This is a genomic window from Glaciecola nitratireducens FR1064, assembly GCF_000226565.1.
Taxonomy (GTDB): domain Bacteria; phylum Pseudomonadota; class Gammaproteobacteria; order Enterobacterales; family Alteromonadaceae; genus Glaciecola; species Glaciecola nitratireducens.
In genome coordinates this window covers 2,374,457-2,398,404 of record NC_016041.1, presented here as the reverse complement: position 1 = coordinate 2,398,404, position 23,948 = coordinate 2,374,457, and the positions used below count along the sequence as shown (strand labels likewise).

The window sequence follows — 23,948 nt, the reverse complement described above, 5'->3', positions numbered from 1 at the left end:
ATGGATCGGTGAAATGTTCTTTGGAACGCTTTGTCTAATGAATATTAATGGCACCAATTCCGTTTTAGATACGACAAAAAAATAAAGAGTAGATACATGACTACATATCCAATGACTGCGCATGGCGCAAAAATGCTGCAAAAAGAATTGCTTGAATTGAAGACAGTAAAACGCCCAGAGATCATTAAGTCAATTGCGACTGCGCGTGAGCACGGTGATTTAAAGGAAAACGCGGAGTACCATGCAGCGCGTGAGCAACAAAGTTTTTGTGAAGGCCGTATTCAAGACATTGAAGGTAAATTGTCAAACGCACAAATTATTGATGTAACGAAAATACCAAACACTGGCAAAGTGATATTTGGCACAACAGTGACCGTGATGAATTGCAAAACAGAGGAAGAAATTACCTATAAAATTGTGGGTGATGATGAATCAGATATTAAGAAACTTCTTATTTCGGTCAATTCACCGATTGCGCGAGGCTTGGTCGGTAAAGTGGTTGATGATGTTGTTAATATCCAAACACCAGCGGGTAGCGTTGAGTTTGAAATCATTGAAGTAGAGTATATTTAAACTAAAGCGAGAGTCATAGCCGCAGCCATCCCCCATCCCCATGCTGTCACCAAGACTATATCCGAACAGCGCTTAGGCTAGTTCCTGAGCGTTCAACCACTCCGTTGCCTTGGTCAGTGCTTCTGTCCGATTACTGACATATGCATCGGATGGTAAAATGTCAGAAAACCCCATCTTTTGAAGCTTCTTCTTTGAACTGCCTTTTTTCACTAACATAAGAATATGTTTTTCTAGTTGATTAGCATCTTTAATTAAGTTCTCTATCGCAAGGGCAATTGTATCGTCAAGGAACGATACATCGCTTAAGTCGATAATAATTACTCGGTGTTCGGTCATGCTGCTTAATTCGCGCGACAATGCTTTTGAAACACCGAATATCATAGTGCCGCTTAAATAGAAGAACAAAATTTGGCCATTGGCCTTGTTAAGTAATTGTCGTTGCTCACTGTTGAGTGGTAATTGACCGTCAACGTCGCTGATCGCTTTGATATTCTTTTCCTGCGATGCACTGAGTTTTTCGATGGTCATTATGTTGGCAATAAAGACACCGATGCCTACAGCTACGACAAGGTCAACAAATACTGTCAGCAATAATACCGCATACATAATTAAGGATGATTGCTTAGAAACTCTGTGAGCGCGCTTAATGAAGCTCCAATCAAGTATGTCTATACCGACTTTCACCGCTATACCTGCCAACACAGCTATTGGGATCACCGAGATCAGATTAGAGGCCCCGAAAACAGCGAGGACTAGAACCAATACACGGATTAGCCCAGAGAGCGCCGTTTTGGCTCCTGCCTGAATATTTACAACGGTTCCCATGGTCGCCCCTGCACCTGGTAAACCGCCGAACAAACCCGACATCATGTTACCGATGCCTTGACCAATTAGCTCTTTATCTGATTTGTGTTCGCTTCTTGTAAGATTGTCTGCGATGACCGACGTTAACATCGAGTCAATGCATCCAAGCATGCCAAGAACGATGCCATCAAGGATCATGATTCTGATCTGGTCTGGAGTAAATTCTGGTAACACAATGGAAGGTAGTGTGACGTTTATTTCGCCAATTCGCCTGATATCAATTGTTTGGAAGAATAGAACTGACACAAGGGATATCATAATGAGCGCGATAAGCTGTGGAGGGACAATATTTTTAAGTTTTTTGGGCGTTACATATAAGATGGCGATGGTGGCGAGTGCCATGCCAAATTCGATAAAGCTGATATCTTTAACAATGTCGGGCAGTGATGTTAGGGTGCCTATTACCCCACCGGCGGGCGCTGCAGAGCCTAAAGCGGGGGCAAGCTGCATGACTATCAAAATACAGCCGATGCCAGACATAAAGCCACTGATAACACTATAAGGCATCATGGTGATATATTTGCCGAGTTTCATGATACCGAAAATAATTTGGGTTAAACCTGCAATCATGACTACGGTGAATGCCATGGCCAAACCATTGTCAGGATTATTGGCCACCAGTGTGGTAACCACAGCCGCCATGATAACTGTCATAGGCCCGGTTGGTTCAGAAATTAGAGTAGGAGTGCCGCCGAACAATGCCGCAAACAAGCCGATAATAATCGCGCCATATAAACCCGCTTCTGCTCCTGCACCTGAAGCAACCCCAAACGTTAATGCCAGTGGCAAAGAGACAATAGCGGCGGTGACTCCACCAAGAATATCGCCACGCAGATTGCTTTTGTTTATGGTATTGAAAATTTGCAAAAACGTTTACCTCTTTTAACGCTTCACCTTATTCATGGTAAGACGTATTTCTTATTATTTGTGCAGTATACCCGCTAATGTTGGCGCAGTGGTTTGATCTGCTTAACGGTGATTGATTCTTTTTGAATAGGGCAAAATCACATTACTACAGCAGCTAATTTTTTGGAAAATAGCGTGTGGCCTATTTATTCAAAATAAGACTCTATTTTATTTTCCTGTGCGACAGAACGACACCAACTGCAAATAAAATCAGAAAGAAAATATAGACCGGCAAGTTACCTAGCTGTCTGTAAGGTGTTTTTCCAGTAACGAGCAAAACGTTTTCGCTTAGGACAGTATCTTCAAACTGAGGAGCTAAGGCTGTAATCTCCCCTCTATGGTCAACAAATGCTGTTACTCCTGTGTTGGTTGAGCGCAGCACGGGTAAACCAAATTCTTTGGCGCGCATTTGAGCTATCTCTAAATGCTGATGCGGCCCATGTGAATCGCCAAACCATGCGTCATTACTCACTGTAATAATCGCGTCGGTTTGATCAGTTAGATTTGCGCTTATTTGACTCGGAAATGCTATTTCAAAACAGATAGCAGGTGTGAGCGTCATTCCATTTGCTAACAAGTTCGGCTGCACGTAGCTACCTCTTGTAAATGAGGACATGGGTAAGTCGAATATTGGCGCGAGTTTTCTCAATATGGATTCAAAGGGAACAAACTCACCAATGGGCAATAAATGATGTTTGGCAAAACGGTTTTTATGCCCGTACTGGTAGGGTATCGTATTTTTGTTTAGCTCATCATTGCCTAAGCTCAGTAAATTATTATAAATTTTTTCAGTATTATAATTTACGTCAACAATACCTGTAATGAGCGCTGTATTTGTTTCTGTCGCTTTTTTATCGAGCAGCTCAAGATAGTCAGTTGCCGCTATCTCAAGTTTAGGAATGGCTGCTTCTGGCCAAATTATGAGGTCAGAATCCCAGTGTTCACTGCTTAAATTCCAGTATTTCTGCATAGTTGGGCGATCTTGCTCTGGAACCCAACGAATAGTTTGTTCAATATTGCCTTGAACCATAGTGACGCGCTTTACTTGACCACTCTCTTGAGTCCAGTCGACTTTGTCTAAGACTACACCAGATACACATAGAATGAGGCCTACAAATACGGCTTGGAGTTGATTGCTCGCCACTCTTTTAGACGTTTGAAATTGATTCAGCATCAGCCCTAGATTGACGGTGATTAGAATTAGGATTGCGCTAACACCAATTTCACCTATCAGCGGGATCCACCCACTCAATGGACCATGTAATTGACTATAACCGATAGACAACCAGGGAAATCCGGTCATAAAGTGTGCTCGAGCAAACTCTAGGACTAACCAAAGTAGTGGTAGGGTCAGTGGCCAAAACTGTTTATCAAAAAAACGATTTGTTAGCCACATTGCGAATGCAGGGAATAGAGCCAGATAAGCGCATAGGACCGACATCATGCCTATAGAGGCAATTAAAGGAACACCACCGTGCACAGATATGCTGACATGTATCCAACTAATACCTGCAGCAAAGTAGCCGAAGCTAAAAAACCAAGCTGTTTTAAAACTATCCTTGGTCTGTTGAGACTGAACAAAAAACCATAGCGGAAGGACGATAAATGGCAGCCACCAAGCCTTAAATGGAGCAAAAGCGAAGGTTAAACTCGCCCCTAAAATGAACAGCAAAAAGCCCTTTATCCAAATATTCAGCGCCTAGTCCTCTGAATCAAGCAGCGTAATTTTTAGCTGCACAATACGACGCTTATCTGAACTAGTGACCTTAAACTTCATATTTTCTATCGTAATTTCGTCATCAGTGTCTGGCATGTGACCAAATGCACGCAGCACGACGCCACCAATAGTATCGGATTCTTCTTCATTTAAATTGCTTTCAAAAAATCGATTAAAGTCTTCGACAGACGTTAATGCTTTCACCGAATAAGTATGTTTATTAAGCGGACGAATTTCATCCGTTTCCTTGATTTCATCATCATACTCATCTTCGATTTCGCCAACAATGAGCTCCAAGATGTCTTCAATGGTAACTAAACCGGAAACGCCGCCGTATTCATCCACAACAATCGCCATATGGTAGCGCTGTTGACGAAACTCTTTTAGTAATACGTCAACACGCTTACTTTCTGGAACGATGATAGCTTCGCGCAGTACTTCTTTTAGCTTGAATTCTTTGTTTGGCAAGAACGCATACGGTATTAAATCTTTAGCGAGCAAGATCCCTTCAATATGGTCTTTGTCTTCGGAAATAACTGGGTAACGGGAGTGAGCGTGGTCGAGCATAATAGGCAGAAACTGTTCAACACCTTGTTCAATGTCGATGGTGACCATTTGTGCTCTGGGGATCATAATTTCCCTGACACGAATTTCGCTTACAGTCATTACGCCTTCTATCATCTCTTTTGTTTGAGGATCAATTACGTCACGCTGCTCGGCATCTGAAATGACTTCAGAAAGTTCTTCTCTGTTTCTCGGTTCGCCCTTAAAAGATCCGGCTAAGCGATCAAGCCAGTTTTTATTTGAGGAACCGCTGGTAGAGTGGGGGTTGTCGTCGCTCATGATATTTTTATCTATTTCCTAATAACGGTATATTTAATGATCTTGGTAGGGATCGTCAATGTTTAATTTTGCAAGTATAGCGGTTTCAAGACCTTCCATTTCTTGCGCTTCTTTTTCGTCTATATGGTCATAACCTAACAAATGCAATAGCCCGTGCACGCACAGATGCGCCCAATGGTTCGTCACCTGCTTGTCTTGCTCTTTCGCTTCTTGCTCAACAACAGCGGCGCACACAACTAAGTCGCCTAAAAATGGCATCTCAATATGCTCGGGTGCTTCAAAGGGAAAGGATAACACATTTGTTGGTTTATCTTTGTTTCTATAGTCTGAGTTAAGCTGGCGTGATTCGACAAGGTCTACTATGCGCAGCGTCACTTCAAATATCTCTTGATGCATAGTTTCGATATCTGCGCTACTGAGCTCAGAATCATCGTTCGAGGTCTTTTCAGAGGATACGAAGGGAGTGGAGCGTGCAGTTGATGCAGCGATACATAGCGCAGGGCTGGGTGAACGAAGCATTTCGATAGTCGTGTTCAGCCATTTTTCAATTTGCGTTGCTGTCGGTAACACGTGATTGAGCGTATCTTGCTCAATCACGTTTTGTAAATCAACTTCGATCGTCATTACTAGGCTGTTTACTTGTTTGATTTAAGTTTTGCTCATCGATATGTTGACTAGAGTTTTTTATTTGTTCCTCTCTCAGCCGTTGCTTTTCCAGTGATTCTCTCTCTTTTTTACTCTCGTAATCTTCGTAGGCTTGCACGATACGAGCAACCACAGGGTGTCTCACTACATCTTGTGCAGTAAAGAAATTAAAGGAAATATCGTTTACATCACTTAATACTTCTATGGCATGACGCAAGCCTGATTTTGCCCCTTTGGGTAAATCAATTTGCGTTATATCGCCGGTAATCACGGCTTGCGAGTTAAAACCAATGCGGGTTAAGAACATTTTCATTTGTTCAACGCTGGTATTTTGTCCTTCATCAAGGATGATAAAAGCGTCATTGAGTGTTCTACCACGCATGTAGGCTAGTGGAGCAACCTCGATTACGTTACGTTCAATCAATTTTTCGACTTTTTCAAACCCTAACATCTCGAATAAAGCATCATACAAAGGGCGTAAGTAAGGGTCTACCTTCTGGGACAAGTCACCGGGTAAAAAGCCAAGCTTTTCGCCTGCTTCAACCGCTGGGCGAGTCAATAAAATACGCCTTACTTCCTGTCGCTCAAGTGCATCAACAGCGCAGGCAACCGCAAGATAAGTTTTACCCGTTCCAGCAGGACCTATACCAAAAGTGATGTCGTGAGTTACCACGTTTGAAACGTATTTTGACTGGCTTGGATTACGCGGTTTAATCACGCCACGTTTCGTTTTTATATGAACTTCTTTCCCGTAATCCCCAGCTTCAGCGCGCTCTAAGCATTTTACCTCTTGGATGGCTAAATGAACCTGATTAGGCTCTAATACCGGGACACTGCCTTTAACAGGTTGGGTCTCGATATAAAGTAATTTCAAGAGCTCGCTAGCGCCATTTGCCTGCTGCTGGTCGCCTAGTACTTTGAATTCATTTGAGCGATAGGTAATTTCAACACCTAAGCGGCGTTCAATTTGCTTTATGTTGTCGTCGAATGGCCCACAAAGACTTGATAAACGTTTATTATCTTGTGGCTGTAATACGATTTCGTTACTCACTAACTTTGTCAATGTAATCTCTTCTATTTAGGGCTTTAGCTCATTCTGAAACTGCGTTTATTGTACGTGAACTATTTCTTACGCAGGAACGAATTGAGTCACACCATTGTTGTCAGGTTGCGGCTTTTTGGCCAAAATACTCTGGGGCGATACTGCAACACGCAATCCCATGTCTTTTTCACGCAGCACAACTTTGCCACGCAGTGAATTACTGTAGACTTCTGTAATTTCAACGTCAACAAATTCGCCAATCATATCTGGAGAGCCTTCGAAATTAACGACTCGATTATTTTCGGTTCTGCCGGTTAATTCCATCACACTTTTCTTCGACGGCCCTTCAACAAGAATACGTTGAGTTGTGTTTAGCATGTGGCGAGCAATACGGTGCGCATTTTGATTAATTCGCTGTTGTAATATTTGTAGTCGCTGCTTTTTAGTTGCTTCCGTAACGTCGTCAACAATATCCGCTGCTGGCGTACCGGGTCGTGAGCTATATATGAAGCTGAAGCTCATGTCGTAGTCGATGGCACTTATAAGATCCATTGTTGCTTGGAAATCGGCATCCGTTTCACCAGGGAATCCGATAATGAAGTCAGAAGACATACAAAGGTTAGGACGCACTTTCTTCAATTTTCGAATAATAGATTTATACTCAATGGCGGTATGACCACGTTTCATTTGAGTAAGAATACGATCCGCACCGCTTTGCACTGGTAAATGTAAATGGTCGACAAGCTCAGGAATGTGTTTGTAAGCCTCAACAATATCATCTGTAAATTCAACAGGATGAGATGTTGTATAACGAATGCGGTCAATACCATCTATCGAGGCTACCAGTTCAAGTAGCTCAGCAAAACGACACACATTACCGTCGTAGTGAGGTCCTCTAAACGCATTCACATTTTGTCCTAATAAATTAACTTCTCGCACGCCTTGCGCCGCAAGTTGAGCAACTTCTAACAGTACATCGTCTACTGGACGGCTAACTTCTTCTCCGCGTGTATACGGTACGACGCAGAAGCTACAATATTTTGAACAACCTTCCATGATAGATACGAAAGCTGTTGGTCCGTCTGCACGAGGTTCAGGCAAACGGTCAAATTTTTCGATTTCAGGAAAGCTAACATCAACAACGGACTTGTCACCGCCTTTGATTTGCTTAATCATTTCTGGCAAGCGATGCAGTGTTTGTGGCCCAAATACGATATCTACGTAAGGGGCACGTTTTCTTATTTCCGCGCCTTCTTGCGATGCAACGCAACCGCCAACGCCGATGATTAAGTCAGGCTTAGTTTGTTTGAGGTTCTTCCAGCGACCTAATTGATGAAATACCTTTTCCTGTGCTTTTTCGCGAATTGAGCAGGTATTCAGCAAGATAACATCTGCATCTTCAGCTTCTTCCGCTAGCGTATAGCCATGAGTTGAGTCAAGGAGATCTGCCATCTTCTCAGAATCATACTCGTTCATCTGACAGCCCCAGGTTTTGATAAATAACTTCTTGTTCATAGTGGCAATATTTCGTCTTTTATTAGGTCGTTACGGTTCGAACGAACGATTTTCTCGAGTTCGTGTCGATTATTCATTCTAGTAAGAATGATTGTGTGTAACCGTCCATTTTAGACTGAAACAGTGACAGACGCTAGTGCAAACCGGTCAGTCATCTATCTTTTCTTTTTTATTGCCAGAGCATCGTTGTTTAATCGTTACATTCTCTGCACAAATAAAGATAATTAGCAGAACTTAAGCAAGAAATAACTGCTCATTGCTTTGACTATCGCCCAATTATCATTTTGTCGAGTTGGCGGATGTGCATATTAACGATATTATGAAACGTAACAGAGACAGCGTCATCGGGATGTTGAATAAGCGGGGCTCTGAAGTGAATCTCGACGGAACTGAGATCAATATTATGCTAGCGTTGTATCTTGATGCGTTTGCTAAGCCCCTGAAGATTTATTTAAGGTCATATTTTTTATTAGCTATTGTTACTCAATGAAGGGTTTCGCAACGAAAGGTTCCGCAATGAAGGTGACTTAAAACGTGAACTCTTTATTCATTAGAACGTAATCAAAAGCTAACAACTATTTTGAAGTCCGCTGCTGAACAGTCTATTTTTTAAGTCATATCTTCACATAAATGACAAACTAGCATTAAGGTTAAATAAAAGTAGTGGAGTAGAGACAGCGAATGAACACATTTAGCGGCAGAAAGAGTGGGAACGCATGGACATAATCGCAGATTACTGCATTTTTGGTGGCGGCATGATTGGTGGCGCTATGGCTATTGGCCTGTCAGAATTGGGATATAAAGTAGCTGTAATAGAAGCTCGCCAGCCAGAACCATTCAACGTGGACAGCTTACCTGATTTAAGGGTCTCTGCCCTGAATCGCTTTACTCAGCGCCTTCTGCAACGATACAACGTGTGGGATAAGGTGTTGGCCATGCGATGCCAGCAATATCAACGCCTATCAGTTTGGGAAAACGCCGCCAGTCCTCTGCATTTTGAAGCTTCACAGATAGGAGAGAATTATTTAGGTTACTTCGTTGAAAACCGAATATTGCAGCTCGCTCTGTTGGAGACGATTGAAGGTGAGCACGCTGATAATATTCAAGTAGTGTATGCTAGAGCGGTCGATATCAATGCTTCAAACGGTTGTATAGCGCTAGACAACGGTAGTCATATTCACGCTAACATTCTGATTGGTGCCGATGGCGGAAACTCTCAGCTGCGCGAAGAAGCAAATATTGGCATTACAGGTTGGCAATACGAACAGCGTGCGAATGTCTTGTTAGTAAAAATGATGTCGGAATTTGAATCTGCAACATGGCAGCAGTTTACACCACAGGGACCGATTGCTTTCCTCCCTTTGTTTGATGGTTACGCTAACTTAGTCTGGTATGCGGATTCAGCGACAAGCCAACATATTCGAAATACCAGTATTCAAGAGATTAAAAAGGACATTCTAGCTCGGTTTCCACCGAGTTTAGGAGAATTCGAGGTAGTAGATAAAACCGCTTTTCCACTGCGACGGATGCACGCTAACCGATATTCGCGAAACAACGTGGTATTAATCGGAGACGCGGCACATCAAATTAATCCATTGGCGGGACAAGGTGTGAATCTTGGTTTTAAAGATGTTGCAGCGTTAGTTGAATCGATCAAAAACAACCCCATTACTGAGTCTAATCACGAAGCACTACTTGATTACGAAAATAAGAGGCGAACACCAAACTTGCTTATGATGAGTGCGATGGACGTGTTCTATCAAACCTTCAGTAATGATGTGGCGCCTCTGAAATTGCTTCGTAATCTTGGCGTTCGAGTGGCTAACAAGGCCGGACCAATCAAGAATAAAGCACTGAAATACGCGATGGGTATTGAATAGCAATAGTCTTTAACTATTACTCATGGCCCAGTACAGGGCACAAAGAAGTCTAAAAACAGTGAGAAAGTAGCGGATTAACGCTACATCTTAAATAAGGAAATAGTTATGGCAGTTTTAGGTATTTTGGCAGTGTTGTTTATTGCCTTAATCGTTATCGTTCCGATGCTTGAGAAGTCAAATATGAGGATATCTCCTGAAACTCAAGCTAAGTTTATGAAGTGGGTAATACCACTTATAGTCATTTTGCTTGTCATTCAGCTCTTTATGCATATATAGGCGATGTATATATAGGTGATGTATATGTAGTTAGTGTACATTTCTGCGAACTATATCGAATGAGTTCATACGCAGGCAGTGTTTTCTATTGGTGAGTATCCTTTATTTAAGTAGCCCACCAATAGAATATTTGTTCTTACTTCCAGATTTTGTCTTCTGTGCTACCTTGAATGTTGCAATCAGCTTCCACAAAATCCATCTTAGCTTGGTTCTTGCGCTTTTCATTGTAGTCTTTTGTAACCGCTACAATGGTAGGTGTAAGCAATACTATAGCGATGATGTTTACGACGGTCATCAAGCCTAACGCCATATCTGCCATTGCCCAAACTTTAGGCACTGCAGCCATAGAGCCCCACAAAATCATCGCAAGATAGCCCGTCGTGTAAAAAGCTCGGCCATATTTGTTGTCTAGTTTAAACACATGTAAATTACTCTCACCGTAAGCGTAGTTTGCGACCACTGAGGTAAATGCAAACAAACTAATCGCTGCTGCAACAAAATCGCCGCCGTAGGCTCCCAGGTGACTCTCCATCGCAGTCTGGGTTAATCGAATACCTTCCATTTGACCAACTTCATTGCCGTGACCAGCTAGCAATATGATGAAAGCAGTGCAAGTGCACAAAATCATCGTATCGATAAATACGCCGAGCATTTGTATATAGCCTTGTGATACAGGATGGTTAGGATGAGGAGATGCACTAGCCGCAGCGTGCGGTACACTGCCGGAACCCGCTTCGTTAGAATATAATCCACGCTGTATCCCATTCTTCACTGCCGCGGCAAATGCACCGGCTCCAGCTTCTTGTAAACCAAACGCAGATTTTACGATGTCTATGATAACGTCAGGCAATAATTGAATATTGATAATGGTAATAACAAGGGCAACTAAAACGTATGCGATCCCCATAAAAGGGACAATCCATTCGGCAAATCTTGCAATTGCGCGCAAACCGCCAATGACGATTAAACCCGCTAAGATGATAATGACCAGTCCTGAATGAAAGGTTTCGATGCCATAGCTATTGCTGAGCGCGTCAGTGATAGTATTCGCTTGAACCGCTGAAAATACAAATCCATAGCCAAAAAATAAACATAGGGCAAATAGAATAGCGAACCACGAATTATTTAAACCTTGCTTGATATAGTATGCTGGGCCGCCTCTATATTCACCGTTCTCATCTTTTATTTTATATACTTGGCCTAATACGCTTTCAGCATAACCAGTTGCCATGCCGAGCAGGGCAATAACCCACATCCAAAATATTGCGCCAGCACCACCTAATGATATAGCCACAGCAACACCGGCTAAATTACCGGTGCCGACTCTCGCCGATAGGCTAGTGCATAGCGCTTGGAACGAACTGATCCCCGCGGCGTCACTTTTGCTACTGCCTTTCAGCAAGGAAAACATATGTTTGAAGTTTAGTAACTGGATGAATTTAAGTTTTACTGTAAACCAGACGCCCGCAATCAAGAGCATGAAGATAAGCACCTGCCCATCACCCCACAACACCATGTTGATGAAGTCGACAGTGTTAGTGACGGCCTCACTGGCATTAAAAAATAATTGAGAAAAAATGTCTGAAAATTCGGTGCTGAGGGTTTGGTTCTTCGTGACTGAGTCAAGTAACAAAATTCTTTTCCTTTAAAACGCAAAAACGCCGGATAAACCGGCGTTCGTGAAATTTGGCTGGGGTAGCAGGACTCGAACCTACGAATGACGGGATCAAAACCCGTTGCCTTACCAACTTGGCTATACCCCAAGAGTAATCAAGGATGTTCTAAATTACAACTCAAAATTTTGAGTTTTAAAAAACTGATTGGCTGGGGTAGCAGGACTCGAACCTACGAATGACGGGATCAAAACCCGTTGCCTTACCAACTTGGCTATACCCCAACAGTTTTTTTTTGGTGCGGAAGGAGAGACTTGAACTCTCACGCCGTGAAGCACTGGAACCTAAATCCAGCGTGTCTACCAATTCCACCACTCCCGCATATCTCAGTCACATATTATTCCTAATAAGTGAATTGGTGGCTACGGCGGGACTCGAACCTGCGACCCCATCATTATGAGTGATGTGCTCTAACCAGCTGAGCTACGTAGCCATCATTACCCCTCACAGCGCTTGTCTGTTTCAGAGTGGCGCGTATTATGCTCAGTTGAAGTGAGGTCGTCAACCCCTTTTTTGCATGAAATAACTGGTTGGACACAAAATAATCAAGAAAGCTAAATAATGACCAACATTAAGGGTGTTTTCTCGGTAATATTCCGGTTCCTATATTGAATTTTTGCATTTGCAGAGCGAGTTTTTGCCCTAACACCGAGTCTGATAATCTAGGCACTCTCGTTTCATCGGTTTCGTAGTTACTTTGTTTAAATGCGACGGCGAAGTTTGCATCATTTTCCGTGAGGCCTTTGTGTCGGGTTTTAGCTGACAAATCGCTTATCTTTCCAATGCTATTTTTTCTCGAAAAGCGTGCAAATGTCTTAAAAGTAAAATGTTCCTCTACATGGCGGTTACTCAAATGCAGCAGTGCGTCCATAAGACTAAATAAAAATGCATTTTCTGTTGATTCTTCAATGATCACATTTAGCTTTGTTAGCGATAGCAATTCAGGCAATTTTGTCGCCTCTGATTTTTTATATTCAATGGTAATAAGCTGTTGTTCACCATTCAGTGGCAAAATCTGAGTAAGCGCAAAGTGGCCTTCATCGTACTGTAATTTAGCCAACACTTCCTTGAGTTTAGTTTCGCTCATGCAAGCACTCTCATCATTTGCATTTGTTCTGCGCGACATCGCCATTAGCGGCAAGTCATGATGGCAACTAAAGGGTGTAGTTACCTTGTTTTTTCTTTGTACTTGATGAGCTCTCGCACTTCGTGCTCTCTGGCTTTCATTAGTGCTAAAAATGCAGTTTGTATAATTTCAGAAGAGGGAAGCTGAGGTTCAACACGCCAACGTCGTCCATACACGATTTTTAGGCTTTCTTGCGATTGTCGACTTAGATAGTTATCTACACCAATGATACCGACCTGAATGAATATCCCACCGTTGTCTTCATCGACAAATAGGAGATAGCTTGGGTCGTAGCTTATTTCAGCGACTATGTCTTCTACAGAGTCTTTTGTATGATGATAAGACAAGTAATGTTGCGGTATACAGTTTGTACCATCGTCCAGCATGACGTTCGGCGCACTGGGCAAGGCGGTTTCGCCGGGTAATAAAGGAAGCTGTGTTTTCATATCGTCTGTTCACCAAATACTATTGACGTAACGCCGACCTACGCTGGTAAGTCGTATTTACATAATGTCGCTTTTGTACGATGAATCTAACATTTGGGTTTTGTAGAGAGTGTGAAATATTTATGAAGAAAAATTAAAGTAAAATGTTGCCTAAGTTGGTACCGTATTTTAGGTCTCAATAATGGCGTTGAGCGTTGAAAAAAAAGCCCAGTATATTCGTTATATAGTGGGCTTAAACTTGTTCTATACGTTAAATCTAAAGTGAATTACATCGCCGTCTTTTAGGATGTATTCTTTACCTTCTAAACGCCATTTACCTGCATCTTTGGCACCCGATTCGCCTCTGCATGCAATGTAGTCATCATAACCAATAATTTCAGCACGGATGAAACCTTTTTCAAAGTCTGTATGAATTTTACCGGCACCTTGTGGCGCGGTTGAACCGATAGGGTAAGTCCAAGCTCTCACTTCTTTTACGCCAGCTGTAAAATATGTCTCGAGCGTTAAGAGGCTATAACCAGCGCGAATTACGCGATTCAAACCAGGCTCAGTTAGCCCTAGCTCAGCCATAAACTCGGCTTTTTCTTCTTCGTCTAGTTCTGCAATATCTGATTCAATCGCTGCGCAAACGCTAACAACAATAGCGCCTTCGGCTTCAGCTATCGCACGCACCTTGTCAAGGTATGGATTCTTTTCAAAGCCCTCTTCGTTAACGTTGGCAATATACATCGTTGGCTTTAACGTTAAGAAGTTCATATAGGCAATTGCCGCATGTTCTTCTTTACTCAGTTGAACAGAGCGCAGTAACTCTCCCTCATTTAAGTGCGGTAGCAACTTTTCCAGTACTTTCAGTTCAAATTTAGCATCAGAATCACCGCTCTTCGCTCGTTTACCAACGCGAAGCATCGCTTTTTCTGCAGTTTCTAAATCGGAGAGGGCTAGTTCGGTATTAATTACATCAATATCTTCCTGAGGATCCACTTTACCTGCAACATGAATAATGTTTTCGTCGTCAAAACAACGCACAACGTGACCGATAGCATCGGTCTCTCTGATATTTGCCAAAAACTTATTACCTAAACCTTCACCTTTTGATGCACCAGCAACCAAGCCTGCAATGTCTACAAACTCCATAGTTGTAGGAATAACACGCTGAGGTTTAACTATTTCTGCTAATGCAGTTAAGCGTTCGTCAGGAACGGGTACGACGCCAGTGTTAGGCTCAATCGTGCAAAACGGAAAGTTGGCTGCTTCTATGCCTGCTTTAGTCAATGCATTAAAAAGAGTAGATTTACCTACGTTCGGAAGGCCGACAATGCCGCATTTGAAACCCATATTCGTTGTCCTTTAATATCTATTTCTTGAGAAGTACTGCGCTATGCGCAATACCAAATAATACTTAATCCGCTTTAAAAGAGTGTAAGCGCTGTGTGGCAGAGACTAAATCTTGTTTAATCAATATTTCTGTGCAGCGTATAGCTTCGTCTATAGCCGCATCTATTTTTTCTTGCTCAGCTTGTGAAGCTTTACCTAAAACATGACCCGTCACTTTACCTTTGTGACCGGGATGGCCAATTCCTATTCTCAAACGCAAAAATTCACGCTGATTGGCTAAATTGGCAACAATGTCGCGAATGCCATTCTGCGTAGAGCTTCCGCCTATTTTAAATTTAGCGATGCCGGGCTCAAAGTCGAGTTCATCGAACGCAACTAATAGTTGGGTGTAATCTATTTTGTAGAAGTTCGCTAATGCAGCAACGGCTTGCCCACTTCTATTCATGAAGGTTGTTGGAATGAGTAAGCGGATGTCTCTACCGTGCAGAGTAAAGCGACCAGTGAAACCAAAAAACTTACTTTCAAACTTTAAAGGGCAGTTAAACCTTGAAGCTAAGCTTTCAACAAACATAGCACCCGCATTGTGACGAGTGTTTTGATATTCGGGGCCTGGATTACCCAGGCCCACGATTAGACGAATGTCAGACAAACTGATTATTCCGCAGTAGTGTCTGCTTCACCTTCAGCTGCATCGTCAGCATCTTCTTCAACGCTTGGGCCTTTAGCTGTTTTAACAGTAACAACTGCTAAATCATGCTCTTCGCCTTTGCCTAACTCTACTGACTCAACGCCTTTAGGGAAGGTAACGTCAGACAAGTGAATTGTTTGACCAATTTCAATGTTCTTCAAATCAACTTCGATATATTCTGGTAGGTTTTTAGGCAAACAAGTGATTTCGATGTCGTTCATGTGATGCTCAGCGTGACCGCCATTAAATTTAATCGCATCAGATTCAGCTTCGTTAATAAAGTGAATAGGAACATTAGTCGTTAATGATTGGCCAGCAATAACACGCTGGAAATCGATGTGCGTTACTTTTGGCTTGTAAGGGTGACGTTGCATATCTTTTACAAGTGCTTCTACTTTTTTACCTTCGATGTTGATAGTCAACACGTGTGAGTAAAAAGCTTCGAAATCTTGTGCTTGGTTCACTTTGTTGTGATCAAGCGTAATAGATACTGGTGCTTCATCACCACCGTATACGATTGCAGGCACTTTATCCTGTAGACGAAGGCGGCGGCTCGCACCTTTCCCTAGGTCAGTTCGGATAGTTGCATCCAATTTAAAAATTGCGTCAGACATGTTATGTCTCCAAATATAGTAGTTTAATAAACTCGATTTCGCGACCAAATCGAGTACGTTGTCGTTCCTTACTTTTTATATGCTGTTGCCTAATTCTATTGGTATATGCAAGGAAAAATGACCTACATAAAATAATACGAATTAAGAACACAACACAGTAAAAAACAAAAGCCCGTACTAAAACGGGCGGCGCATTCTATCACTGTGATTATTAACAAACAACGTAAAGTTGGCCTCAGATAGCGTAAATTACGATGAAGTCCGAACGTTTTATTTTTACCTCAGGGTGCGGATAGTAACGTTCGTATCTTTAATGACTATATTCTGTGCATAATTTTTGTGAATAATTCGCAATAAAGAACTGGCTCAGATCACCTTAGATGTCTTTTTTAGTGAGCTCTGGGCGCCCTAGCTCTGCAGCGTTTGATTCATCTATAATAGAGACGCTTTCAACTTTAATCGCTTCACCAAACTGGGTTGTAGTGATCATGTCCGGTATAACTCTACCGCTTAATTCTATTACTAAACCGTGCCTTAAATGCTTTTTATCCATTCCAATAGGCGTGTACTTATTTCCATTTTCATCGATAAAACCAAAAAAGCCACCTTCAAACTCTTGAAATAAAACCTGGCCTTTCAACGTTAGTAATTTTGATTTATCACTTTTGAGTTCTTGCATATCATCACTCAATCCAAGTTCTGTAACTTTATCGTTAGCACTTGTTGTAGATTCTTGTGTGTTTTTATCATCAGATAGATTTGACTGGTTGTCTTGACTCATTTCAGTTGAAGAATTAAGCGTGGACTCTTCTTTTTCGGTTTTTTCACCGCAGCCCGATAACATTGCGCTTACCAATATTAAGCTGGTAATAGAAACTTTTGATGCTGACATACTGCTCCTTCCTTAAAACGTAAGTTGGCGTAATTGAACGTGGGAATATCTTACTATTAATCGCCACAGGTTTATATCATAGTTTGAGGTCGCAAAAGGGCAGTGGTGTTAGAGTTAGGAGCTTCTTTTGAGAAAGTCCATAAACAAAAAAGCCGCTGAACGTTAACGCTCTGCGGCTTTTACAAATGAGCTATGATTTAGTATTCAAACATTGCAGATATAGATTCTTCGTTGCTAATACGTCGAATGGTTTCCGCTAACATTTCTGACAGTGATAATTGTTTCACTTTCTTCAATGCTCTCATTTCTGCGCTAAGTGGGATACTGTCAGTAATAATAATTTCATCAATAACAGAGTCTCGAAGATTCTGCACAGCGTTACCAGAGAATATTGCATGTGTTGCGTATGCAAAGACTCTTGCAGCTCCATGTTCTTTCAATGCTTCAGCTGCTTTCGCTAGCGTTCCGCCGGTGTCAATCATGTCATCGACGATAATACAGTCGCGCCCTTTAACATCACCGATAATATTCATGACTTGAGCAACGTTCGCTTTAGGTCGACGCTTATCGATAATTGCAAGGTCTGTATCGTTCAATAATTTTGCTGTTGCTCGAGCTCTTACAACGCCGCCGATGTCAGGAGACACGACAATAGGTCGAACAAAATCACGCTGGAACATGTCATCGAGCAATATCGGTGTACCGAAGGCATTGTCTACCGGCACATCAAAGAAACCTTGAATCTGTTCTGCGTGTAAATCAATCGTCAGCACTCGATCTACGCCAACGTTCGATAGGAAGTCAGCAACTACTTTAGCGGTAATCGGAACCCTTGCCGAGCGTACTCGTCTGTCTTGACGAGCATAACCAAAGTAAGGAATAACCGCTGTGATACGACCGGCAGATGCACGACGAAAAGCATCAATCATGACAATCAATTCCATCAAATTATCATTCGTCGGCGCACAAGTAGATTGAATAATGAAAACGTCAGAACCACGCACGTTTTCATGGATTTCTACGCAAATTTCACCATCACTAAAACGACCAACACTGGCATTTCCTAATTTAGTGTATAAACGTTCGGCGACTTTCTGGGCGAGTTCAGGTACAGCATTTCCTGCAAAAAGCTTCATATCAGGCACAAGATAATCCTCAGTGCGTTGTTTAGATGGTGGCTGGGGTAGCAGGACTTGAACCTACGAATGGCGGGATCAAAACCCGCTGCCTTACCAACTTGGCTATACCCCAATAAGGTTTTAGCTTGTCCAAGAACTGGATGTTAGCTGTGTTGCATACCCAAGGCGATATGCAAACCTGAAAGGTTAACGCCTTTAGCAACAAAACCAGTGTAACATTCGGGTAGCAAGTGGAGAACCTTGTCTGCGTTTTCTTTCGCATCGAAAACTGCAAAAACACTTGCACCTGTTCCAGTCATCCGGGACGGTGCGTAGTGTACCAACCACTGTAATAAATTTGCAACTTCCTTATGCGTTTTCTCCACTAAAGTTTGGCAATCGTTGTGAGTTTCTTCAAAACGGTACGTTTTGAAATCAATCTTTGGGGTATTTCGCGGTAAATCTACAGACGTAAAAATAGCTTTGGTTGATATTGCCACATTGGGCGTCGCTACCAAATACCATTTTTCAGGTGTCGTGGTTGGTAATAATACTTCACCTACGCCTTCTGCGAATGCGGTGTTGCCGTGCACGAAAATAGGAACGTCAGCACCTAGCGCCAATCCAATGTCGGCTAAGGCGAACGTGTCGAGATTGCAGCCCCATAGTTGATTTAACACAAGTAATACAGTGGCTGCGTTTGAAGATCCGCCACCGATCCCGCCGCCGAGAGGTAATCTTTTATTAATGTATATTGTGCAACCTGATTTTTCTGCTGCAAAGGGCTTCAGCGCGATAGCAGCTCGGTAGACTAAGTTTTCGTGTTCAGGCACACCCGATATTTGCTCAGCTATATTGATTTCGTTCTTATGATTAACAACAAAGCCAATGTCATCGCCGTAATCTAATAGCTGAAATAAGCTTTGCAGCTGATGATATCCATTTTCATATCGTCCATTGATGTGCAAAAACAGGTTGAGCTTTGCTGGGCTTGGATACCACTTTATTTTCTCTGCCACTGGTTAACCTTAAATTTTAATCGAGTTTGCTTAATCGGGTTATTAACTTCAACAGAAAAGGGCAGCCACACACCCTGTACCTGTTTATATTGGCTGTAGGTGATTTCCCAGCCAAAGCAAGTTGCACAAACAGGTTGGATGCGTTGAGGTAAGCCGCTTTCGTTTAAAAAAACTTGGTCCTGTTCATTTGCGGAGCCTTTAATCCACTGAGGTAAGTTATCAAGCGGCAATATCCACCCAGTAGTTCTGTAAATCAGCGCTTCAGTTGACACGTCTTCGTAGTTTTCACCATCAGCATCTAAGCGTGCAATTTTTCCGTCGTAGTGTAAATTTAACAGCGATACGCCTATTAGGTTGGTCAGCCGAAAGTCAATGGACTGATTTGCTTGCTGCCAATTTAGGTAGGCACTCTTGCGCTCATCAGGCGTTATTACTGCAATTTTACCGGTCAGTTCCCAATGACTCATCAATCTGAGTTTTTCCTGATTTGGCAGCTGCAGATAGCCAGCGGACATATCGATTTCTGCTCGCTTGTCTAAATTAAGGGTATTCTTACATCCGCTAAGCAACAGCAAAAAAAGACAAACACCGAAAACTCGATATGATGAAAAGGTAAGCACTGAATCGCCCTGAATTAAAAAACCCTGAGGAGATTAGCATTTTTGACGTTTAAATTAAATTAGCGTAATCATTTTATGAAGAAGTTCTCTATGCTTGTTATGTTCTATTGACGACTGACGCTCTGTTTCGCAAGCTTCCGTTCGTTAAGAACCATCAATTAGCAGCATTTAAAAGGTTAAAAGTGGCGTCATCCTTTTACCAAAAAAAGCAAAAACAACAGAAATACGTCCACCTTTAACGAATTCTTTAATCTCAATTTCTTTCAATCATATACGCTTTTTCGTACAATGCCGCGAACTTAGTCAATTAGGCATCTCTACCTTTTTTAAATGACCATCATTGCGCTCGGGATTAATCATAAGTCTGCACCGGTAAAGTTGCGGGAAAAAGTCGCTTTTTCTCCGGACAAACTCGCGCACGCGCTGCAATCTTGTCCGCAATACACAAGTGCAGAGCAAGTGGTTATATTATCCACTTGCAATAGAACGGAAGTATATATACAAGCAAAAGAACCTGAGGATGCTCAAAAACTATCGGAATGGTTGGCTGACTTTCACCAAACTGATCACGAAACGGTTCGACAGCACAGCTACGTGAAGCATGGAGATGATGCAATCAATCATCTTATGCGAGTTGCATGCGGATTAGACTCTTTGATTGTCGGAGAGCCGCAAATCTTAGGACAAGTGAAGCAGGCATATACGGAATCAAAAAACGCGGGTAAAATCAGCACAGAATTTGAAAAGCTATTTCAGTCGACATTTTCAGTCGCCAAACAAGTGCGTACTGAGACTGAAATTGGCGCAAACGCAGTTTCTGTGGCTTTCGCGGCTGTTCAACTAGCAAAGCAAATATTTTCAAAGTTAACACACAGTAACGTGCTGCTAATTGGCGCGGGAGAAACGATTGAACTAGTCGCAAAACATTTGGTTGACGCTGAAGCAAAGTCGATTACAGTGGCGAATAGAACCCTTTCTCGAGCCAGTAAGCTAGCAGACAGCCTGGGTGGTAAAGCCATTACTATCAGTCAAATACCAGAGCATTTAGCGCAAGCCGATATAGTGATTAGCTCAACAGCAAGTTCACTGCCACTAATAAGCAGAAGTACGGTGGCGACAGCGCTTAAAGTGAGAAAGCACAAACCGATGCTGCTGATTGATTTGGCCGTGCCTCGAGATATTGAAAACGAAGTGGGTGAGTTAGATGACGCGTATTTGTATACCGTGGATGACTTGCAGAATATTGTAGAGCAAAACGTAGCAAACCGAGAAGTTGCAGCGCAACAAGCCGAACACATGATTGGCGGTATGGTTGCCAGCTATGGTTATTGGCAACAACATTATCAAAATGTTGATCTCATAAAAAACTATCGTGAAAAAGCGGAAAAAACCCGCGATGACGCTCTGCAAAAAGCATTGAAACAGATTGGCGATGGCATTGCGCCAGATGAGGCTATGAAAGAGTTGGCCTTCAAGTTAACCCAAGCTATGTTGCACGGACCAACAAAGGCTTTGCAACAAGCCAGTAAACTGTCCGACGATGATAATCTAAAGTTTTTAGCAAAAGCTCTAGGTTTAGAAGGCACAGTTAAAAGAAAAACAGGAAAACAATGAAACAGTCCGTAGTGCATAAATTAGAATCGTTGGTTGAACGCTTTGAAGAAGTTCAGGCCTTATTAGGCGATGCTAGTGTAATTGGTAATCAAGAAAAATTCCGCAATTTGTCTAAAGAATATGCTCAATTAGAAGAAGTTGTGAAACAGTTTGGCAGCTATCAATCGGCGCAAAAGGATGTTGAGTCTGCGCTAGAAATGCTGCAGGAAAACGATCCAGAAATGAAAGAAATGGCACAAGAGGAGTTGAAAGACAGCAAGGCACGTGTCGAAACGTTAGAAACTAGCTTGCAAATATTGCTCTTGCCGACAGATCCTAACGACGACAACAGCTGTTTCTTAGAAATTCGCGCAGGTGCTGGCGGTGATGAAGCCGCTATATTTGCAGGCGATCTCTTCCGTATGTACAGCCGTTACGCTGAAACGAAAGGCTGGAAACTAGAGTTGATCAGCGCTAATGAAGGTGATCACGGTGGTTTTAAAGAAATAATCGTTAATATAAGCGGTGATGGCGCATACGGTGTAATGAAGTTTGAATCCGGCGGGCATCGCGTTCAGCGGGTACCGGAAACGGAATCTCAAGGACGTATTCATACATCAGCCTGCACTGTTGCTGTTTTACCTGAAGTTCCTGAATCGCAGGCGATTGAAATTAATCCTGCGGACCTTCGCGTTGATACGTTCAGAGCATCGGGAGCCGGTGGTCAGCACGTCAACAAAACTGACTCAGCAATCAGACTTACACATATACCCACTGGCGTTGTGGTGGAATGCCAGGATGAGCGTTCGCAGCATAAAAATAGGGCGAAGGCGATGTCAGTACTGCAAGCTCGCTTGAATAAGATTGAAGAAGACAAACGTAACGCCGAAGAGGCCAGCACCAGAAAAACACTCGTAGGCAGCGGCGATCGTTCGGAGCGTATACGCACCTACAACTTCCCGCAGGGCCGTGTGACTGACCATAGAATTAACTTAACATTATATAAATTAGATGACGTAATTGCGGGTGATTTAGGCGCATTAATGGAGCCTATTCGCCAAGAACACCAGGCGGACATGCTCGCCTCATTGTCTGACGAGTATTAGTTTTTAAGTGATGCTTACTGAAAATGGGATACCGTTCAATGGTGCAAGCGCGGCGCACGTTAACGTCATTACTGAGAGCATTAACGAATGCATCACCATCGCGGATGCTTTGTCCGCTAGTCGAAAGTTACTAGCGGAACACCAAGAAAACCTGACTTTTAATGAGCCTATTCTCGAAGCGTCGATTTTTGTAGAACAAGCATTCGACAAAACATCTCTGCAGCTGATCACACAAAGCGATGCAAAACTTTGTGATAGCGCTAAGAAGCTGCTATCAACGATGCTGAGTAAACGTATATCTGGAGTTCCTGTAGCATATATTGTTGGTCATCAGCCGTTCTGGACTCTCAATTTGAAAGTGTCAGAGCAGACCCTAATACCTCGCGCTGACTCTGAAATTATAGTTGAAACGGCAGTATCACTGTCACTAGTAAAAGACGCTAGCATACTCGATCTGGGAACAGGAACAGGCGCGATTGCTCTCGCAATAAAATCAGAATGTCCACAGTGGAGTGTAATGGGATGTGATTTTAAAAGTGAAATAGTTGAACTTGCAAACGCGAATGCTCGCTCGAACCAACTTAAGGTCGATTTTTTCTTAAGTGATTGGTTTTCGGCCGTTCCAGCAGCGAAGCGCTTCGATTTGATTGTTTCAAACCCGCCTTATGTAGAAGCAAGCTCTAGCTGGCTTCAGCAAGGAGACGTTCGTTTTGAACCTGACAGCGCATTAACTTCTGGTGTAGACGGTTTGGATGACATCAGGCATATTATTTTGCGCGCTCCTCACTTTTTGAATACGGCTGGTTATTTGCTGCTTGAGCATGGACATGAACAAGCTGAAGTGATTCAAGAACTTTTACATGAAGCCGGTTACAAAGAAGTGACAACACACAAAGATTTAAGCGGATTGGATAGAGCTACGTTAGGACGTTGGATGCTTTAATCACTGGCTCAATATTTAAAACGACGAACAACAGTTCAATAAAAATAAAAAAGGACAACGACATGTATCAAGCAGCAATACATATTCACGTAGCCGCAGTGGTGATAAGCCTCGCGTTTTTCTCATTCCGCTTTGCGCTGACGCTAAAGGGCAGTAACATATTGCAACAGAAGTGGCTTAAAATAACGCCTCACCTTGTAGATACGGTACTACTGGGAACCGCTATTTGGTTATTAACACTCTCTAGTATGGTGGAGGTTGATGGTTGGGTTGCCAGTAAAGTGATCGGTGTCATTATGTATATTGTGTCAGGATTTTTTGCATTAAAATGGGCGAAAACAAACCGTTCGCGAGTTATCGGTTTTGTTTGCGCCGTTATTTGGTTGATGCTAACTGCATCAGTTGCATTTTCTAAACAGCCGTTTTCTTTTTTGGCATAGGTGCTGGCCTTTATTACGGAGCTCTGCTAGACGCTGAATATCCATTAGCATAGCCTCTGTTTTACGTTATTTAT

23 protein-coding genes and 5 tRNA genes are annotated in these 23,948 nt (G+C 42.5%); 7 read left to right on the top strand and 21 right to left on the bottom strand.

Going from position 1 to position 23,948, the window contains the following annotated elements:
- The first annotated feature begins 96 nt into the window (after positions 1 to 96).
- Positions 97 to 573 carry a transcription elongation factor GreA gene (gene greA / locus GNIT_RS10310; protein WP_014109141.1) on the top strand — a complete coding sequence of 159 codons (477 nt, stop codon included), beginning with the start codon at positions 97 to 99 and terminating at the stop codon, positions 571 to 573.
- Between the two features lie 72 nt (positions 574 to 645).
- Here greA and GNIT_RS10305 read toward each other — a convergent pair whose 3' ends face one another.
- From GNIT_RS10305 to miaB, 6 genes are all read right to left on the bottom strand, one after another.
- Positions 646 to 2,304 (bottom strand): SulP family inorganic anion transporter, encoded by a 1,659-nt coding sequence (locus GNIT_RS10305; protein ID WP_014109140.1) that lies wholly within the window; start codon positions 2,302 to 2,304, stop codon positions 646 to 648.
- 202 nt (positions 2,305 to 2,506) lie between these two features.
- A complete protein-coding gene (gene lnt / locus GNIT_RS10300) occupies positions 2,507 to 4,015 on the bottom strand; it encodes an apolipoprotein N-acyltransferase (RefSeq protein ID WP_014109139.1) in 1,509 nt (502 codons plus the stop codon).
- A gap of 27 nt (positions 4,016 to 4,042) precedes the next feature.
- Complete coding sequence (corC, locus tag GNIT_RS10295; RefSeq protein ID WP_014109138.1) at positions 4,043 to 4,903, bottom strand: CNNM family magnesium/cobalt transport protein CorC; 861 nt, start codon at positions 4,901 to 4,903, stop codon at positions 4,043 to 4,045.
- Between the two features lie 33 nt (positions 4,904 to 4,936).
- A complete protein-coding gene (ybeY, locus tag GNIT_RS10290) occupies positions 4,937 to 5,527 on the bottom strand; it encodes an rRNA maturation RNase YbeY (RefSeq protein ID WP_014109137.1) in 591 nt (196 codons plus the stop codon).
- Complete coding sequence (locus GNIT_RS10285) at positions 5,511 to 6,611, bottom strand: PhoH family protein (RefSeq protein ID WP_014109136.1); 1,101 nt, start codon at positions 6,609 to 6,611, stop codon at positions 5,511 to 5,513. Before GNIT_RS10285 ends, ybeY begins: the two co-directional genes overlap by 17 nt.
- A 66-nt stretch (positions 6,612 to 6,677) precedes the next feature.
- Positions 6,678 to 8,105 (bottom strand): tRNA (N6-isopentenyl adenosine(37)-C2)-methylthiotransferase MiaB, encoded by a 1,428-nt coding sequence (gene miaB, locus GNIT_RS10280; protein WP_041246394.1) that lies wholly within the window; start codon positions 8,103 to 8,105, stop codon positions 6,678 to 6,680.
- A 716-nt stretch (positions 8,106 to 8,821) separates the two neighbouring features.
- Here miaB and GNIT_RS10275 point away from each other — a divergent pair.
- The gene (locus tag GNIT_RS10275; protein ID WP_014109133.1) at positions 8,822 to 9,985 is read left to right on the top strand and encodes an FAD-dependent monooxygenase; all 1,164 of its coding nucleotides are present in this window, start codon (positions 8,822 to 8,824) and stop codon (positions 9,983 to 9,985) included.
- Between the two features lie 105 nt (positions 9,986 to 10,090).
- Positions 10,091 to 10,261 (top strand): hypothetical protein, encoded by a 171-nt coding sequence (locus GNIT_RS18215; RefSeq protein WP_014109132.1) that lies wholly within the window; start codon positions 10,091 to 10,093, stop codon positions 10,259 to 10,261.
- A gap of 136 nt (positions 10,262 to 10,397) precedes the next feature.
- On the opposite strand, the gene GNIT_RS10270 is transcribed toward GNIT_RS18215, so the two are convergent.
- The 15 genes from GNIT_RS10270 to lolB all read right to left on the bottom strand — a co-directional run bounded on the left by GNIT_RS10270 (position 10,398) and on the right by lolB (position 19,792).
- Positions 10,398 to 11,777 carry an alanine/glycine:cation symporter family protein gene (locus GNIT_RS10270; protein WP_041246784.1) on the bottom strand — a complete coding sequence of 460 codons (1,380 nt, stop codon included), beginning with the start codon at positions 11,775 to 11,777 and terminating at the stop codon, positions 10,398 to 10,400.
- A 171-nt stretch (positions 11,778 to 11,948) separates the two neighbouring features.
- A tRNA-Gln gene (locus GNIT_RS10265) sits at positions 11,949 to 12,024 on the bottom strand.
- A gap of 58 nt (positions 12,025 to 12,082) precedes the next feature.
- A tRNA-Gln gene (locus GNIT_RS10260) sits at positions 12,083 to 12,158 on the bottom strand.
- 12 nt (positions 12,159 to 12,170) lie between these two features.
- Positions 12,171 to 12,255, bottom strand: a tRNA-Leu gene (locus GNIT_RS10255).
- A 35-nt stretch (positions 12,256 to 12,290) separates the two neighbouring features.
- Positions 12,291 to 12,367, bottom strand: a tRNA-Met gene (locus tag GNIT_RS10250).
- Between the two features lie 138 nt (positions 12,368 to 12,505).
- Positions 12,506 to 13,021, bottom strand: coding sequence for a hypothetical protein (locus tag GNIT_RS10245; protein WP_148261708.1), 516 nt, complete (start codon positions 13,019 to 13,021; stop codon positions 12,506 to 12,508).
- Positions 13,022 to 13,101: 80 nt separating this feature from the next.
- A complete protein-coding gene (locus GNIT_RS10240; protein ID WP_041246392.1) occupies positions 13,102 to 13,506 on the bottom strand; it encodes a hypothetical protein in 405 nt (134 codons plus the stop codon).
- Positions 13,507 to 13,749: 243 nt separating this feature from the next.
- Entirely contained in the window at positions 13,750 to 14,841 is a 1,092-nt protein-coding gene (ychF, locus tag GNIT_RS10235; protein ID WP_014109130.1) for a redox-regulated ATPase YchF, read from the bottom strand.
- Between the two features lie 64 nt (positions 14,842 to 14,905).
- Entirely contained in the window at positions 14,906 to 15,490 is a 585-nt protein-coding gene (pth, locus tag GNIT_RS10230) for an aminoacyl-tRNA hydrolase (protein ID WP_014109129.1), read from the bottom strand.
- Between the two features lie 5 nt (positions 15,491 to 15,495).
- Positions 15,496 to 16,143 carry a 50S ribosomal protein L25/general stress protein Ctc gene (locus GNIT_RS10225; RefSeq protein WP_014109128.1) on the bottom strand — a complete coding sequence of 216 codons (648 nt, stop codon included), beginning with the start codon at positions 16,141 to 16,143 and terminating at the stop codon, positions 15,496 to 15,498.
- Positions 16,144 to 16,519: 376 nt separating this feature from the next.
- Positions 16,520 to 17,035, bottom strand: coding sequence for a hypothetical protein (locus GNIT_RS10220; RefSeq protein WP_014109127.1), 516 nt, complete (start codon positions 17,033 to 17,035; stop codon positions 16,520 to 16,522).
- Between the two features lie 197 nt (positions 17,036 to 17,232).
- Positions 17,233 to 18,180 carry a ribose-phosphate pyrophosphokinase gene (locus tag GNIT_RS10215; RefSeq protein WP_014109126.1) on the bottom strand — a complete coding sequence of 316 codons (948 nt, stop codon included), beginning with the start codon at positions 18,178 to 18,180 and terminating at the stop codon, positions 17,233 to 17,235.
- Between the two features lie 30 nt (positions 18,181 to 18,210).
- Positions 18,211 to 18,286, bottom strand: a tRNA-Gln gene (locus tag GNIT_RS10210).
- A gap of 31 nt (positions 18,287 to 18,317) precedes the next feature.
- Positions 18,318 to 19,172, bottom strand: coding sequence for a 4-(cytidine 5'-diphospho)-2-C-methyl-D-erythritol kinase (ispE, locus tag GNIT_RS10205; RefSeq protein ID WP_014109125.1), 855 nt, complete (start codon positions 19,170 to 19,172; stop codon positions 18,318 to 18,320).
- Positions 19,157 to 19,792, bottom strand: coding sequence for a lipoprotein insertase outer membrane protein LolB (gene lolB / locus GNIT_RS10200; RefSeq protein ID WP_014109124.1), 636 nt, complete (start codon positions 19,790 to 19,792; stop codon positions 19,157 to 19,159). The genes ispE and lolB overlap by 16 nt, the downstream gene beginning before the upstream one ends.
- A 330-nt stretch (positions 19,793 to 20,122) precedes the next feature.
- Between lolB and hemA the strand changes: the two genes are divergently transcribed.
- From hemA to GNIT_RS10180, 4 genes are all read left to right on the top strand, one after another.
- Positions 20,123 to 21,406, top strand: a complete 1,284-nt coding sequence (hemA, locus tag GNIT_RS10195; protein WP_014109123.1) for a glutamyl-tRNA reductase — start codon at positions 20,123 to 20,125, stop codon at positions 21,404 to 21,406.
- Positions 21,403 to 22,491, top strand: coding sequence for a peptide chain release factor 1 (prfA, locus tag GNIT_RS10190; protein ID WP_014109122.1), 1,089 nt, complete (start codon positions 21,403 to 21,405; stop codon positions 22,489 to 22,491). The genes hemA and prfA overlap by 4 nt, the downstream gene beginning before the upstream one ends.
- A gap of 10 nt (positions 22,492 to 22,501) precedes the next feature.
- On the top strand, positions 22,502 to 23,434 hold the full coding sequence (prmC, locus tag GNIT_RS10185; RefSeq protein ID WP_014109121.1) for a peptide chain release factor N(5)-glutamine methyltransferase: 933 nt from the start codon (positions 22,502 to 22,504) through the stop codon (positions 23,432 to 23,434).
- Positions 23,435 to 23,496: 62 nt separating this feature from the next.
- Positions 23,497 to 23,874, top strand: a complete 378-nt coding sequence (locus GNIT_RS10180) for a SirB2 family protein (RefSeq protein ID WP_014109120.1) — start codon at positions 23,497 to 23,499, stop codon at positions 23,872 to 23,874.
- Positions 23,875 to 23,948: the final 74 nt, after the last annotated feature.

Coding starts and splice junctions, on each gene's coding strand:
- GNIT_RS18215 (WP_014109132.1), top strand. CDS start 10,091: ATGGCAGTTTTAGGTATTTTGGCAGTGTTGTTTATTGCCTTAATCGTT.
- GNIT_RS10275 (WP_014109133.1), top strand. CDS start 8,822: ATGGACATAATCGCAGATTACTGCATTTTTGGTGGCGGCATGATTGGT.
- GNIT_RS10270 (WP_041246784.1), bottom strand. CDS start 11,777: ATGGTGTTGTGGGGTGATGGGCAGGTGCTTATCTTCATGCTCTTGATT.
- GNIT_RS10220 (WP_014109127.1), bottom strand. CDS start 17,035: ATGTCAGCATCAAAAGTTTCTATTACCAGCTTAATATTGGTAAGCGCA.
- hemA (WP_014109123.1), top strand. CDS start 20,123: ATGACCATCATTGCGCTCGGGATTAATCATAAGTCTGCACCGGTAAAG.
- GNIT_RS10180 (WP_014109120.1), top strand. CDS start 23,497: ATGTATCAAGCAGCAATACATATTCACGTAGCCGCAGTGGTGATAAGC.
- prmC (WP_014109121.1), top strand. CDS start 22,502: ATGCTTACTGAAAATGGGATACCGTTCAATGGTGCAAGCGCGGCGCAC.
- ychF (WP_014109130.1), bottom strand. CDS start 14,841: ATGGGTTTCAAATGCGGCATTGTCGGCCTTCCGAACGTAGGTAAATCT.
- prfA (WP_014109122.1), top strand. CDS start 21,403: ATGAAACAGTCCGTAGTGCATAAATTAGAATCGTTGGTTGAACGCTTT.
- ybeY (WP_014109137.1), bottom strand. CDS start 5,527: ATGACGATCGAAGTTGATTTACAAAACGTGATTGAGCAAGATACGCTC.
- GNIT_RS10240 (WP_041246392.1), bottom strand. CDS start 13,506: ATGAAAACACAGCTTCCTTTATTACCCGGCGAAACCGCCTTGCCCAGT.
- greA (WP_014109141.1), top strand. CDS start 97: ATGACTACATATCCAATGACTGCGCATGGCGCAAAAATGCTGCAAAAA.
- GNIT_RS10245 (WP_148261708.1), bottom strand. CDS start 13,021: ATGAGCGAAACTAAACTCAAGGAAGTGTTGGCTAAATTACAGTACGAT.
- miaB (WP_041246394.1), bottom strand. CDS start 8,105: ATGAACAAGAAGTTATTTATCAAAACCTGGGGCTGTCAGATGAACGAG.
- GNIT_RS10225 (WP_014109128.1), bottom strand. CDS start 16,143: ATGTCTGACGCAATTTTTAAATTGGATGCAACTATCCGAACTGACCTA.
- corC (WP_014109138.1), bottom strand. CDS start 4,903: ATGAGCGACGACAACCCCCACTCTACCAGCGGTTCCTCAAATAAAAAC.